Annotated in this window: 19 protein-coding genes (1 of these 19 running past the window's edge); 17 read left to right on the top strand and 2 right to left on the bottom strand. The window is 49.2% G+C overall.

All coding sequences use genetic code 11. From position 1 onward, the window contains the following. Positions 1-2: 2 nt before the first annotated feature. The 15 genes from QNH46_RS21440 (at position 3) to QNH46_RS21370 (ending at position 9,918) form a co-directional block, all read left to right on the top strand. Complete coding sequence (locus QNH46_RS21440; RefSeq protein WP_213595293.1) at positions 3-317, top strand: KOW domain-containing RNA-binding protein; 315 nt, start codon at positions 3-5, stop codon at positions 315-317. Positions 318-319: 2 nt separating this feature from the next. Then, positions 320-535, top strand: coding sequence for a translation initiation factor IF-1 (gene infA, locus QNH46_RS21435; RefSeq protein ID WP_019635791.1), 216 nt, complete (start codon positions 320-322; stop codon positions 533-535). Between the two features lie 200 nt (positions 536-735). Beyond that, on the top strand, positions 736-849 hold the full coding sequence (rpmJ, locus tag QNH46_RS21430; protein ID WP_068779123.1) for a 50S ribosomal protein L36: 114 nt from the start codon (positions 736-738) through the stop codon (positions 847-849). 21 nt (positions 850-870) lie between these two features. Further along, on the top strand, positions 871-1,239 hold the full coding sequence (gene rpsM, locus QNH46_RS21425) for a 30S ribosomal protein S13 (protein ID WP_019635792.1): 369 nt from the start codon (positions 871-873) through the stop codon (positions 1,237-1,239). Positions 1,240-1,258: 19 nt separating this feature from the next. Next, the gene (gene rpsK, locus QNH46_RS21420) at positions 1,259-1,654 is read left to right on the top strand and encodes a 30S ribosomal protein S11 (RefSeq protein ID WP_019635793.1); all 396 of its coding nucleotides are present in this window, start codon (positions 1,259-1,261) and stop codon (positions 1,652-1,654) included. A 129-nt stretch (positions 1,655-1,783) separates the two neighbouring features. Further along, entirely contained in the window at positions 1,784-2,728 is a 945-nt protein-coding gene (locus QNH46_RS21415) for a DNA-directed RNA polymerase subunit alpha (RefSeq protein WP_055105094.1), read from the top strand. 36 nt (positions 2,729-2,764) lie between these two features. After that, entirely contained in the window at positions 2,765-3,130 is a 366-nt protein-coding gene (gene rplQ, locus QNH46_RS21410; RefSeq protein ID WP_019635795.1) for a 50S ribosomal protein L17, read from the top strand. A 301-nt stretch (positions 3,131-3,431) separates the two neighbouring features. Next, positions 3,432-4,205, top strand: coding sequence for a tRNA pseudouridine(38-40) synthase TruA (gene truA / locus QNH46_RS21405; protein ID WP_283925943.1), 774 nt, complete (start codon positions 3,432-3,434; stop codon positions 4,203-4,205). A gap of 82 nt (positions 4,206-4,287) precedes the next feature. Continuing rightward, a complete protein-coding gene (locus tag QNH46_RS21400; RefSeq protein WP_283925942.1) occupies positions 4,288-4,713 on the top strand; it encodes a TFIIB-type zinc ribbon-containing protein in 426 nt (141 codons plus the stop codon). Between the two features lie 255 nt (positions 4,714-4,968). Next, a complete protein-coding gene (gene rplM / locus QNH46_RS21395; protein ID WP_155613338.1) occupies positions 4,969-5,406 on the top strand; it encodes a 50S ribosomal protein L13 in 438 nt (145 codons plus the stop codon). A gap of 20 nt (positions 5,407-5,426) precedes the next feature. Continuing rightward, positions 5,427-5,819, top strand: a complete 393-nt coding sequence (rpsI, locus tag QNH46_RS21390; protein WP_155613337.1) for a 30S ribosomal protein S9 — start codon at positions 5,427-5,429, stop codon at positions 5,817-5,819. Between the two features lie 174 nt (positions 5,820-5,993). Continuing rightward, positions 5,994-6,686, top strand: coding sequence for a phosphoadenylyl-sulfate reductase (locus QNH46_RS21385; RefSeq protein ID WP_283925941.1), 693 nt, complete (start codon positions 5,994-5,996; stop codon positions 6,684-6,686). A 36-nt stretch (positions 6,687-6,722) separates the two neighbouring features. Continuing rightward, positions 6,723-7,892 (top strand): sulfate adenylyltransferase, encoded by a 1,170-nt coding sequence (gene sat / locus QNH46_RS21380; RefSeq protein ID WP_283925940.1) that lies wholly within the window; start codon positions 6,723-6,725, stop codon positions 7,890-7,892. An 85-nt stretch (positions 7,893-7,977) separates the two neighbouring features. Further along, entirely contained in the window at positions 7,978-8,748 is a 771-nt protein-coding gene (gene cwlD, locus QNH46_RS21375; protein WP_283925939.1) for an N-acetylmuramoyl-L-alanine amidase CwlD, read from the top strand. Positions 8,749-8,796: 48 nt separating this feature from the next. Next, complete coding sequence (locus tag QNH46_RS21370) at positions 8,797-9,918, top strand: Mrp/NBP35 family ATP-binding protein (protein WP_283928522.1); 1,122 nt, start codon at positions 8,797-8,799, stop codon at positions 9,916-9,918. Positions 9,919-9,965: 47 nt separating this feature from the next. Here the strand turns inward: QNH46_RS21370 and gerD are convergent, their stop codons facing one another. Then, on the bottom strand, positions 9,966-10,745 hold the full coding sequence (gerD, locus tag QNH46_RS21365; protein WP_283925938.1) for a spore germination lipoprotein GerD: 780 nt from the start codon (positions 10,743-10,745) through the stop codon (positions 9,966-9,968). A gap of 129 nt (positions 10,746-10,874) precedes the next feature. Here gerD and QNH46_RS21360 point away from each other — a divergent pair, with 129 nt between their 5' ends. Beyond that, the gene (locus QNH46_RS21360; RefSeq protein WP_283925937.1) at positions 10,875-11,483 is read left to right on the top strand and encodes a KinB-signaling pathway activation protein; all 609 of its coding nucleotides are present in this window, start codon (positions 10,875-10,877) and stop codon (positions 11,481-11,483) included. A 146-nt stretch (positions 11,484-11,629) separates the two neighbouring features. On the opposite strand, the gene pdaB is transcribed toward QNH46_RS21360, so the two are convergent. Further along, positions 11,630-12,439: a polysaccharide deacetylase family sporulation protein PdaB gene (gene pdaB, locus QNH46_RS21355; protein WP_283925936.1), complete on the bottom strand. Its 810-nt coding sequence runs from the start codon at positions 12,437-12,439 to the stop codon at positions 11,630-11,632. Positions 12,440-12,566: 127 nt separating this feature from the next. On the opposite strand from pdaB, the gene QNH46_RS21350 reads away from it, so the two are divergent. Next, a protein-coding gene (locus tag QNH46_RS21350; protein ID WP_283925935.1) for a stage II sporulation protein M crosses the window boundary here: on the top strand, positions 12,567-12,842 show its beginning. The gene runs 336 nt beyond the window's last position; only the first 276 of its 612 coding nucleotides appear in the window; its start codon is at positions 12,567-12,569; its stop codon lies off the right edge, out of view.

Raw genomic sequence — 12,842 nt, 5'->3', positions numbered from 1 at the left:
CGATGAAGGTGGAGCACCGTTCAGAAGCCAAGATCGGCCAAATGGTGAGAGTGTTGAAGGGCAAAGAAGCCGGGTCGGTTGCTGTTGTTGTAGCGATTGTGGACACCAAGTTCGTACTGATCGCGGATGGGAACAAACGAAAGTTTGATCAGCCCAAACGGAAGAATGTACAGCATCTCGAACTTTCGCCAATCATTAGCAGCGAGGTTGTTCATAGTTTGCAGGAAAGCGGTCGGGTGACTAATGCGAAGCTGCGGCATGCCGTGCGCGCATTCGTTCAATCCGCCAATCCAAATGCTGAAGAGAAAGGAGACTGACTGTGGCTAAGGAAGATGTCATTGAAGTCGAAGGTGTAGTTGTTGAGCCGCTGCCGAATGCTACTTTCAAAGTAGAGCTTGAGAACGGTCATCAAATTCTCGCTCATGTTTCCGGTAAGCTGCGGATGCATTTCATCCGTATTCTGACGGGAGATAAAGTGGTCGTTCAACTATCACCGTACGATCTCACAAAAGGTCGTATTACTTACCGTAAATAGATACCATATCATTTATTGCGAATATGTGGTATGATATTCGGGTTGAGTTTGTCACTGCATGAAATTTATTTTTTGTGGTGGCCTGTGAAACGAAGTTTTTCTCGAAGTCAGTGCTTCAAAGTTAGTTTTACTTGATGTAAAACTAGGCTAATCCTTACGAAGAAAGTTTTGCTTCGCAAAACTTTAGGGAGGTAATTAACATGAAGGTAAGACCTTCTGTAAAGCCTATTTGCGAAAAATGCAAAGTCATTCGTCGCAAAGGCCATGTAATGGTAATCTGTGAGAATCCTAAGCACAAACAAAAACAAGGTTAATAGAAGGGGGTGTAGCGTAAAATGGCTCGTATAGCTGGTGTGGATTTGCCACGTGACAAACGCGTTGAGATCGCCTTGACTTACATTTTCGGAATCGGTAAAACGACTTCTCAGAAAATCCTGAATACAACAGGCATCAATCCGGACACTCGTGTTCGTGATTTGACGGAAGATGAGGTTAGCAAACTACGCGAAACGATCGACAAAGAGGTTAAGGTTGAAGGTGACCTGCGTCGTGAAATTTCCTTAAATATTAAACGTTTGATCGAAATTGGCTGCTACCGTGGTGTGCGTCATCGTCGTGGCCTGCCTGTTCGCGGACAACGTACGAAAACGAATGCCCGTACTCGTAAGGGTCCTCGTCGTACAGTAGCGAACAAGAAGAAATAAGAAGGGAGGATAACTGACAATGGCTAAACCAAAAAAAGTCGTACGTACTAAACGTCGTGACCGTAAAAATATCGAATCTGGTGTGGCACATATTCGTTCCACATTCAACAATACGATTGTAACGATTACGGATCCGCACGGTAATGCGATCTCTTGGGCAAGCTCCGGCGGCCAAGGGTTCAAAGGTTCCCGTAAATCTACTCCATTCGCTGCGCAAATGGCTGCTGAAACAGCTGCTAAAGCTGCAATGGAACACGGCATGAAATCCGTTGAGGTTATGGTTAAAGGTCCTGGAGCCGGCCGTGAAGCCGCTATCCGTTCCCTGCAAGCGGCAGGCCTTGAAGTCAACATGATTAAAGACGTGACTCCAATCCCGCATAACGGTTGCCGTCCTCCAAAACGCCGTCGTGTTTAATGAAGTTGCATAAGGTGTGTATAACAACATTGCAACTTGGTAACAATGGTTGTTTAGGCATACTACATGGTACACTTCAGAAGACATGGCTGTTTTTTAGGAACGACGTTTTGAAGGAGGGGTAATTTCGTGATAGAAATCGAAAAGCCGAAAATTGAGACCGTAGAAGTTAACGATGATGGCACCTATGGGAAATTTGTAGTAGAACCACTTGAGCGTGGGTATGGCACCACTCTGGGTAACTCGCTGCGTCGGATTTTGCTCTCTTCTCTACCGGGTGCAGCGGTAACCTCGGTCCAGATCGATGGCGTTCTGCATGAATTTTCGACCGTTCCGGGTGTAATGGAAGACGTTACGGAGATCATTCTGAATCTGAAAGCTCTCTCTCTCAAAATCCATTCGGACGAGGAGAAAATCCTTGAAATCGATGCGGAAGGCGAAGGAGTTATTACAGCAGGTGATATCCGTGCGGATAGCGATGTCGAAATTCTGAATCCGGACTTGCATATTGCTACGCTTGAACCGGGTTCCAGACTTCACATGCGCATATTCGCAGGCCGGGGCCGCGGTTATGTTCAGGCAGATCGGAATAAACGAGATGACCAACCTATCGGTGTCATTCCTGTGGATTCGATCTATACCCCGATTGCACGTGTCAACTACGTCGTAGAGAATACACGAGTTGGCCAAGTGACCAACTACGACAAGCTCACGCTTGAAGTATGGACAGATGGCAGTATCAAACCAGAAGAAGCGGTAAGCCTCGGTGCGAAAATCTTGACCGAGCATCTTTACTTGTTTGTGGGTCTCACAGACGAAGCGAAGGACGCGGAAATCATGGTGGAGAAGGAAGAGGACAAGAAGGAGAAAGTGCTTGAGATGACTATCGAAGAGCTCGATCTTTCCGTTCGTTCCTACAACTGCCTCAAACGTGCCGGTATCAATACCGTGCAAGAGCTGACGACGAAAACCGAAGAAGATATGATGAAGGTTCGTAACCTCGGACGCAAATCTTTGGAGGAAGTCCAAGAGAAGCTGGAAGAGCTTGGACTCGGACTTCGTACGGAAGAATAGATTGCTTGAATCGTTTTAGCGAAGGAGGGAATACACATGGCATACCAAAAGTTGGGACGTAACTCTAGTGCACGTAAAGCTTTGTTCCGTGACCTGGTAACAGACCTGTTCTTGTATGAGCGCATCCAAACGACAGAAGCGAAAGCGAAAGAAGTTCGTTCTATCGCTGAGAAGCTCATTACAAAAGCAAAACGCGGTGATTTGCATGCCCGCCGTCAAGTTGCAGCGTTCGTTCGCCGCGAATCGATCGACGGAGAGCAAGATGCAATTCAAAAGCTGTTCACAGAAATCGCAACTCGTTACTCCGAGCGTCCAGGCGGATACACTCGTATCCTGAAACTGGGACCTCGTCGTGGTGACTCTGCCCCTATGGTTTATCTTGAACTGGTAGACCGGGCTTAATATTCTTCGTGAATTGCCTCTATTTTCCCACGGGAAATATAGCTTATTCATAAGGAGAGCGACAGCGGAAGGAGCCGGACTTTCGGTTCAGCGGCTTTCAGCCCCGAACGAGCCATGGGCGGCTTGAGCGGGGCTTTGCTCTTATTAGAGGACAGTTGCGTGTCTGGGCGGCACGTACTGGGCTCGGCCATATATGATGCAAACTCTCTGTACGCCAAGCCTGGATATGGCTAGTTCGCTCAGAGAGTTTTTCATTTATTAACACAAGCATGCAGCAAGCGTTCAGGAAGGTGGCAAGGTCGTGCGTAATTTACTGATGACGGTCTGTTATGATGGAAGCAATTATTATGGCTTTCAGACGCAGCCGGGAGGCAATACGATCCAAGATTGCCTGGAAGCGGCTATTCAGAATTTAACAGGCGAGACGGTTAAAATCCATGGCTCAGGCCGCACCGATGCCGGGGTTCATGCCCGGGCGCAGCCGTTTCATTTCTTGACCTCGTCGCAAATTCCGGTAGAACGCTGGTGCCTTGCGTTAAACGGGCGCTTGCCTGCAGATATTCGCGTTACGTCTGCTAAGGAGGTAGAGCTTGATTTTCACGCCAGGCGGTCAGCCAAACGGAAGACGTACCGTTACACGATTAATGCTAACCGGTTTACTGACGTATTCCAGCGCAGCTACCAGCTTCACCATCCGGGAAAGCTTGATGTGGATGCGATGCGCGAGGGCTTGAGCTTCCTCCTGGGAACGCATGATTATACATCGTTTGCTTCCCGTCATTCTACGAAGGCCAGCCATGTCCGGACGATCGACGAGACGAGAATCGAAGTAGATATGTCGCTGGCTGTGCCAGGCACCAGGGATCAGGGCGTGATTCATCTGTATATTAGCGGGAATGGCTTCCTGCAGCATATGGTGCGGATCATCGTGGGAACCCTGCTTGAGGTAGGTCAGGGCAAGCGCCCTCCAGAACAGATGAAGCAGATTCTGGAGGCGAAGGATCGCAAGGCGGCTGGGCCAACTGCGGAAAGCAAGGGGCTTATGCTGTGGAGCGTGGAATACGAACAGCACTAGACAGAGGCCATAAGCTTAAGTGAAACCATCATGTCTATGGAACGTATGATACTCAACTAGTTTCTAGGAGGGGTACACGACTATGAAATGTCCTGTTTGCAATGACGTTCGCATGAGGGAAATAGAGAAGGATGGCGTTATGATCGATGTTTGCCCGGATTGCAAAGGCGTATGGCTGGACCGCGGCGAGCTGGAGAAGCTGCTTGGAGAAATCCGCGAGCTGCGGCCTGCATTTGACGAGTGGTACGAAAGCCGCGAGGGTGGACAGGCTTATCGTCAGGGAGACGAGCGGTATTGCCAGCCAGGGCCTGAGTCAAGCTACAATCCGGGATTCGATCCGGGAGCGCCCCGGCCGGGTAGTCAGCCTGGGTATGGGTCCAAGGCTCCACAGCAGGGCTATGATCCTCGTTACGGCAATCCTTATGGCGGCGGTAAATATCATAAGGATCACTACAAGTATAAGAAGAAAAAGTCGGTTCTCGACGTTCTTGGAGACTTGTTCGATTAATGCCGAGTTTAATTCAATTTGCTCTAAAAAAGACTTGCGTAATAAATGTGCATCCTGTAAAATATAAGTTGTGTTTTCTTATGGCTATCCCACAGCCCCCAATAAGAAGACGATACATCTATGATAATTTAAATGCGAATAAGCATAGGAACGAAGATAAATTTACCAGATTCGTTCTGCGCCCAAAGAGCATGAACATGTCTGGTATCTATGAACCATGAACCATTTCGGACGAGAATGAAGGAGGATCTTTACATGCGTACCACCTATATGGCTAAGCCAAGCGAAGTTGAGCGCAAATGGCACATCATTGATGCCGAAGGCAAAACGCTGGGCCGTTTGGCAAGCGAAGCTGCGGCATTGATTCGCGGCAAACACAAACCAGGATTTACACCTCATGTTGACGGCGGTGATTTCGTTATCGTCATCAATGCTGAGAAAATCAGACTTAGCGGCAACAAAATGGAAAACAAGAAATACTATCGTCACTCCCAGCACACAGGTGGTCTTAAAGTGACGGTTGCTCAAGACCTGTTGAGAACAAAACCTGAGCGCATGATCGAATCTGCGGTTCACGGCATGCTTCCTAAAACTCGTCAAGGCGAGAAAATGAAGCTGAGATTGAAAGCATATGCGGGTACTGAGCATCCACATGCAGCACAAAAACCAGAAGTTTACGAACTTCGCGGATAATTAAAAGGGAGGACAGTTTCATGGCACAAGTACAATACTATGGGACAGGTCGTCGTAAACATTCGGTAGCTCGTGTTCGCCTTGTACCGGGTGAAGGACGCATTGTCATCAATAAACGTGATATCAATGACTACTTCGGTTTGGAAACACTCAAACTGATCGTTAAACAACCGCTGAACTTGACAGAAACAAGCACTAACTACGACGTGATCGTTATCGCTCACGGCGGAGGTATCTCTGGTCAAGCAGGAGCAATTCGCCACGGTATTTCCCGTGCATTGCTCAAAGCAGATCCAGAATTCCGTCCTGCACTGAAGAAAGCAGGCTTCTTGACTCGTGACCCACGTATGAAAGAGCGTAAGAAATACGGACTTAAAGCTGCTCGTCGTGCGCCACAATTCTCCAAACGTTAATATTCCCTTGCAGAACAAGGAAAGAAAGCCCTTGGCCGTTATTGGCCAAGGGCTTTTTTCTCGCGTTCATATTGACTTATTGTTAAAAAGTTCTATACTTTAAATTATAATTCAAATCTGATTAGTAGGAATATTTCCTTGTTTATGTAAATTTGCTGCGAGGGGGACAAAACCATGAATTTATTGGAGAAAGAACAGTTGATTCAGATTAAGGCGGAGGAGTTCGAGAAAGCATCTCCTGAAGAGATTATCGCTTGGGCAGTTCAGACATTCCCGAATATTACATTTGCGTGCAGCTTCGGTGCAGAGGATGTCGTGCTGGTGGATATGCTGCAGAAGATCAGCCCGTCGACGGATATTTTCTATCTGGACACGGACTTCCACTTTAAAGAAACCTATGAAACACGCGATAAAATGGCTTCCAAGTACAATCTTGAATTCGTGCGGGTATCTCCCCTAATTACGCCGGAGGAGCAAGCCGCTCAGCACGGCGAAGAGCTCTGGAAGAGCGATCCGAATGCCTGCTGCAACATTCGCAAGGTCGAGCCTTTGACCCGGGTATTGTCCGGATATGATGCTTGGATCACGGGGATCCGGCGCGATCAGGCGCCAACGCGCGCCAATGCGAAGAAGGTGGAATACGATACGAAATTCGGGCTGGTCAAATTCAATCCGATAGCTAGCTGGACTTCCGAGGATGTATGGGACTACATCCGGGCTAACAATGTGGTATACAATCCGCTGCACGATCAGAATTATCCTAGCATCGGCTGTGAGTATTGTACTCGTCAAGTTATGCCGGGAGAAGATCCGCGGGCAGGCCGCTGGTCAGGAACCGATAAAATCGAATGCGGACTTCATAAATAATAATATATACATTCTTATATGCAGGGAGAGATGGAGATGACAGCAATTTTGCCACATGGTGGCAAACTGGTAAATCGGGTTGTGACAGGTAAGGAAAGAGAAGAATTGCTCGCGCTAGCTAAAGACCTTCCGGTAATTTCGATCAATGCCTGGACCATTTCGGATTTGGATTTGATCGGTGTCGGAGCCTTTTCTCCATTGGAAGGATTCTTGAATCAAGAGGATTACGAATCTGTGGTTCAGAAGATGAGACTCGCTGACGGTACGGTGTGGAGTATTCCGATTACCTTGTCCGTGAGTGAGGAGCAGGCGCAGCAGCTGGAAATCTCCAAGCGTGTTGCGCTTGTAGGGGAACAGGACGGCGTCATCTACGGCTTGCTTGACGTGGAGAGCGTCTATAAAGTGGACCAGGCTGAGGAAGCGAGAAATGTATTCAAAACGGAAGATAAGGAGCATCCGGGAGTAGCTAAGCTCTTCGAACGTTCACCTTATTACGTGGGCGGACCGGTGCAGGTGCTCAATCGTCCGCAGCCGGAGCGCTTCGGCGAGTTTTACTTTGATCCAGCGGAAACTCGGCGCTTATTTGCCGAGAAGGGCTGGCGTACCGTGGTCGGATTCCAGACACGCAACCCGGTGCACCGCGCGCATGAATATATCCAGAAGAGCGCGATGGAAATCGTTGACGCATTGTTCCTGAATCCGCTGGTCGGCGAAACGAAGTCGGATGACGTTCCGGCGGACGTTCGCATGAAGAGCTACCTTACGCTGCTGGAAAATTATTATCCCGCGGATCGTACTTTCCTTGGCGTGTTCCCGGCCGCGATGCGTTATGCCGGACCACGGGAAGCGATTTTCCATGCTATGGTCCGCAAAAACTACGGCTGCACCCATTTCATCGTTGGCCGTGATCATGCGGGTGTCGGCGACTATTACGGAACATATGAGGCCCAGGAAATCTTCCTGAACTTTACGCCGGAGGAGCTCGGGATTTCTCCGCTCTTCTTCGAGCATAGCTTCTTCTGCACAACCTGCGGCAACATGGCTTCAAGCAAGACGTGCCCGCATCCGAAAGAGGCGCATTTGACGCTGTCGGGTACGAAGGTAAGAGCTTTGCTGCGCGATGGTGTATGCCCGCCGCCAGAGTTCACGAGACCAGAAGTAGCGAAAGTATTGATTGAGGGCATGAGCCACCAGGTCGTTATTTAATGTCATAAATCGAATATGAGGTATATTTGTCCACCTCGTCCCATATAGATGATTAGAATCATATGGGCTCGGAGGTGGCTTTTTTATGGGATCAAGAGATAAGGTGACGCTATGGATTTCATTAGGTCATATTAAAAAGCTGATGCTCGGCCTCGTTTTGCTGGGCTTACTATGGGGAATTGCGGTATACGAAGTTCCGGCAAGGAATGCCTGGAATTATTGGAGCCTGCCTTTAGCCGGAGTGACTATAGCATTGGATGCCGGACATGGCGGGCCGGACGGGGGAGCCGTAAACCGGCAAGGCCTCATCGAGAAGGATATCAATCTGGCTGTAGCTCTTTATCTGCGCGACTATTTGCAGCAGGCTGGGGCAATTGTCGTCATGACCCGGGAAGATGATCGAGATTTAGCCGATGCAGAAACAAAAGGGTACAGCAAACGCAAAACCGAGGATCTAAAACGCCGCGTTCGCTTCATTAAAGAGAAGCAGGCCAAACTGCTGATCAGCATTCATGTGAACAGCGTCCCTTCCAGCAAATGGAGCGGAGCACAGACGTTTTTTACCAAGGAGGATGAAAAAAGCTACGATTTGGCCTACTTGATTCAGGATGAGCTGATACGTAATTTGGAGAACAGCGATCGTGTAGCGAAGCAAAACGATAAATCCGTTTATTTGCTGAAAGCTTTGAAAATCCCATCTGCGCTCGTGGAAGTCGGTTTTTTATCCAATCCGGGGGAAGCGGCGATGCTCGGCAGTGAACAGTACCAGCAGAAGGTGGCGGCCTCGATTTATCAGGGCATTTTAAGATATAGCGCTGGAGAGACGGGAAAAAGGGCAAAGAAGAGCGGAGAGTGATATAATATACATATTTACACGATATGATACGAAGTCGAGGTGCTGTCATTGTTATCCAAGGAGCATATTCAAGCGGCCTTGCGCCCTATTGCCGAGCCGAAGCTGAAACGAAGTTTGGTTGATCTGCAATGGATTCGCGATATGATGGTGAAAGAAGATCGTGTCTCTCTAACAGTAGTCTGCCTAGAGAAGGATGAGGAGACGCAGAAGCTGCTGGAGCGGGAGATTCGTGACCGTCTGGCGGATGCTGGCGTTAGTCATGTTCATTTGAGATTCCGGGAAGCTTCCGAGCGGGAGCGCGAAGAGGCTGTGGGCGAGCAGCCGGGAGAAGCAGGAGAAAAAGAATCTTCCGATGAGGAGGTGCTGCGCAAAGGACATGCTGCCGGCCTCGAGAAGCTGCCAATTCTGGATCCGAAGTCCGGCGTGAAGTTCATTGCGATTGCCAGTGGCAAAGGCGGAGTTGGCAAATCTACCGTTACTGTAAATTTGGCCGTTGCGCTTGCCCGGCGTGGACAGCGTGTCGGCTTAATCGATGCGGATATATACGGCTTCAGTGTTCCGGATATGATGGGCATTGAAGAAGTTCCTAACTTGGATGAAGGGGCGATTATTCCTGTCGAGCGCTTTGGCGTAAAGGTAATGTCGATGGGCTTCTTCATTCAGGAGAATAATCCCGTCATTTGGCGGGGACCTATGCTGGGAAGGATGCTTCGCCAGTTCTTTAGCGATGTAGATTGGGGGGAGCTCGATTATGTGCTGCTTGATCTGCCCCCGGGAACAGGAGATGTGGCGCTTGATGTACATCAAATGATTCCGCATAGCAGCGAAATCATCGTGACGACGCCTCATGCCACGGCTGCCTTCGTGGCGGCCCGTGCCGGAGCGATGGCACTGAAGACGAACCACGAGGTGCTGGGCGTAATTGAGAACATGGCTTACTACGAATGTTCGGCCTGCGGCCAGAAGGACTATATTTTTGGCCGGGGAGGCGGAGCGCGGCTTGCCGAGACGCTGCACACTGGATTGCTGGCGCAAATTCCGCTGGGCGCTCCGGACAACCATCCGGCCGAACCGGACTTTTCGCCTTGCGTGTATAAGCAGGACAGCACAGTTGGCCGGATCTATGATGACATAGCCCTGCAGGTTATCAATAAGTACGCAAAAGACTGACCGGATGGTCAGTCTTTTTTTATGACAGTTAGGAAAGTTTAATTTGTCTAGGAGCCGCCACCACCGCCGCCATCGCCACCTTGGCCGCCACCGCCACCGCCGCCTTTGCCGGAAGTAGACTCTTTTTCAAGCTTGGGCTGCAGTTGCTCCTGCACCACCGTTTTGAGCAGATCCATCACTTCCATTTTGAAGAGCGGGCTTTGCATCGCTTCCTGCATGACAGTCATGGACTGCTTGCGGAAATCGGGCGTTTGGGTTAGATCGAGGAACATTTTCATAACCTCAGGCGACTTCATAATTTCGCTGACAGATTTCTGATACTGCGGATCCTTGATCAACTGCATATGCAGCTCTTTGTTCTGTGAATTGATCGCTTTGGCGAAATCGCCAGCGAATTTGGGGTCGGTCATAATCTTTTCGAACTCTTTTTTGTATTCCGGGGAGGTGATTGTTTCCTTGACGGCCATCTTCACCTGTTCCGAGGTTTGGGTTGGCAGGATCATTTTGATCCCCATAGTGCCGCCACCACCGGAACTAGAGCCCCCGCCCCCGCCACCTCCGCCAGAAGATCCGCCTGATCCCCCGGAACCGGAGCCGCCGCCACCGCCTGATTGTCCGCCTCCGCCTTCGGATGGCGGGGAGCTGAGCGCTTCGTAAATGGCTTTTTTACCTTCATCGGTTTTAAGTATGTCAATGATCATGGATTTCGTCTCTTTGTATCCCCCTCCCTGAGCAGAAGAGTAGCTCGGTTCAGAACCGCAAGCCGTTAGCGGAAGTATACAAGCACATATAAGGCACAGTATCCATCGGTAGTTCAGCCGTTTCATGGTTCCTTCCTCCTTCATCGTCATCGCTGTATGTAGTATGCGGACGTGAAATAGGAATTATCCCCTTGAAAAGCATGGTGTTTTACCGGAATCGTTGGTAAAATAATTCGTTAGTGGGGGTGTTAGGTTTTGAATTTGAAAAATTGGCTCTATTTGTTCTGGACCACTTTGTTGGTTGGAGCAGTTGGATCGCTGGCCGTAGGCCTAATCCTGCAATGGACGGATACCGTGCAGTTAAACGGAGCGGTGGATTTTTTGGTGAATGTCGGTATTTTGCTCGGGGTAGGCATTATGGTTAGCGTATATTCCCAAATGGGCTTTTTTGCTTATTTGATGATCAACTACATGGGCACAGGCGTTTTTACCAGAAGAACCTGGCAATACGTACAAATCGTGCTCACCGCGCTTGCGCTGCTTGAGCTGATGTTCTTCCGGACGTTTGTAGGAGAAGGGCAAGGCGGTGGCTCCGATATCGTTCTTAGCGCGGTTATACTTATTGTGGCTTGTGCCGTAGCTTTTTATAAGGCGAAGCTGACCAATGGCACAGCATGGATTCCAACCTTGTTCTTCATGATCGCCGTGACGATCGTAGAAATGATCGGGGTGCTCAAGATCGGCGTTAATGCGGCGACGGCATGGATCGTTGCTCCGCTCTTGGCATGCAATGCGTATCAGATACTAATCCTGCATAAAGTATTGAAGCCTGCGGCTCCTGCAGGGTCTGCACAAAACCCGTAATAAAAGAAGCAAGCGAAGAAGCTCAGTAGGAATACTGGGCTTTTTGTTTTAGCCAAGCCATAAAAAAGACCTCCGTTAAAACGGAAGTCCGTGAAGCCAACAAGTCTTCCTTATGCCGCTGCTTGTGCCGCTACATCTGCATCTGTTTACATTCCTGCCGCGATGTCGATTTGCTCCTGTATCCAGGCCTGATCCCTCACCTGAGCGCCTTTGACGCCCGCTTCCTGGAGCAGGTCGGTGACGGTAACGAATTCGTATCCTTTTTTGCGGAGCTCGTCGATAATGATTGGAAGCGCCTCATGTGTCTGTTTAACGGAATCGCTGGCATGAAAGAGAACGATATCACCGGGATGCGCTTTGCTGACGACGCGGTTTACGATCGTTTGAACGCCCTTATTCATCCAATCCTGCGAATCGGTATCCCACTGGATCACTTTATAGCCAAGCTCGTCGGCAATTTTCAGCACGCGTTTATCAAAATCCCCATTCGGCAGCCGAAGCAAGGCAGGTGCTTTTCCGGTCAAATCGGTTAAAATAGAATGAGCCGTCGTAAGCTGCCGCTTAATTTCTTCATCTTCCAGGCCGCTGTAGTTGACGTGCTTATGGCCATGGCTGCCGATTTCAAAGCCTTGCTGCTGAATGGCCTTGACGAGCTCGGGATGGCTCTTGCTCCAAGGGGAGGAAAGGAAGAAGGTCGCTTTTTTCACGTCCTTATCTTTAAGCACCTGAAGTATTGGCCCTGTTCTTGTATCCCCCCAGCTGATATCGAAGGTGAGAGCAATGACCTTCTTGTCGGTAGATACGCTGTAGATGGCCGAATGATTGCTCTCCTCGGAGAATACCGTAATATTTTCTTTCTCTACATAGATGATACCGGCTGCAAACAGGGCCGCGGCAAATACAAACATGAAGCGTTTGATCTTTTTTCCGTTGAGGACGTAGAAGAAGTTATTCATAAGTTAAGCCCCTCTCGTTTCAAAATAAATTTGTCCGCTGTTACAATATATGCTCGTACCTTTTGCGAATATAACCGTTCTCGTCCGCTTTAGAGGAAATCATCAGAGACAGCTCTAGGAGGTATTTATGTCTTTTCGTCGTTTTATTCAAGATTTGGCCCATTATCGGAAAATGCTGCTTGTTTCCCTGACGCTGTTCGTTGCCGGAATTGTGCTTGGAGCTGTATATTCGGATTTTCTCGGCGCCATGCTGAAGCCGCAAATTCATGCAATACGTGAGGTGAGCGGCAGTTTGTCGCAGTCTTCCTCGCCGGAGCTAAGCTTCTTTATATTCATTTTCTTGAACAATGCCATCAAAAGCTTGCTGGTTATCGGGCTGGGTGCGTTCTTCGGTTTTATGCCC

Source organism: Paenibacillus woosongensis (assembly GCF_030122845.1).
Lineage (GTDB): Bacteria > Bacillota > Bacilli > Paenibacillales > Paenibacillaceae > Fontibacillus > Fontibacillus woosongensis_A.
This window is presented reverse-complemented; position numbering and strand designations above follow the sequence as displayed.

Bases quoted from the DNA above. Each gene is read 5' to 3' on its own strand.
- QNH46_RS21440 (WP_213595293.1), top strand. From the start codon at position 3: ATGAAGGTGGAGCACCGTTCAGAAGCCAAGATCGGCCAAATGGTGAGA.
- rpmJ (WP_068779123.1), top strand. From the start codon at position 736: ATGAAGGTAAGACCTTCTGTAAAGCCTATTTGCGAAAAATGCAAAGTC.
- rpsM (WP_019635792.1), top strand. From the start codon at position 871: ATGGCTCGTATAGCTGGTGTGGATTTGCCACGTGACAAACGCGTTGAG.
- rpsK (WP_019635793.1), top strand. From the start codon at position 1,259: ATGGCTAAACCAAAAAAAGTCGTACGTACTAAACGTCGTGACCGTAAA.
- rplQ (WP_019635795.1), top strand. From the start codon at position 2,765: ATGGCATACCAAAAGTTGGGACGTAACTCTAGTGCACGTAAAGCTTTG.
- QNH46_RS21400 (WP_283925942.1), top strand. From the start codon at position 4,288: ATGAAATGTCCTGTTTGCAATGACGTTCGCATGAGGGAAATAGAGAAG.
- rplM (WP_155613338.1), top strand. From the start codon at position 4,969: ATGCGTACCACCTATATGGCTAAGCCAAGCGAAGTTGAGCGCAAATGG.
- rpsI (WP_155613337.1), top strand. From the start codon at position 5,427: ATGGCACAAGTACAATACTATGGGACAGGTCGTCGTAAACATTCGGTA.
- QNH46_RS21385 (WP_283925941.1), top strand. From the start codon at position 5,994: ATGAATTTATTGGAGAAAGAACAGTTGATTCAGATTAAGGCGGAGGAG.
- sat (WP_283925940.1), top strand. From the start codon at position 6,723: ATGACAGCAATTTTGCCACATGGTGGCAAACTGGTAAATCGGGTTGTG.
- cwlD (WP_283925939.1), top strand. From the start codon at position 7,978: ATGGGATCAAGAGATAAGGTGACGCTATGGATTTCATTAGGTCATATT.
- gerD (WP_283925938.1), bottom strand. From the start codon at position 10,745: ATGAAACGGCTGAACTACCGATGGATACTGTGCCTTATATGTGCTTGT.
- pdaB (WP_283925936.1), bottom strand. From the start codon at position 12,439: ATGAATAACTTCTTCTACGTCCTCAACGGAAAAAAGATCAAACGCTTC.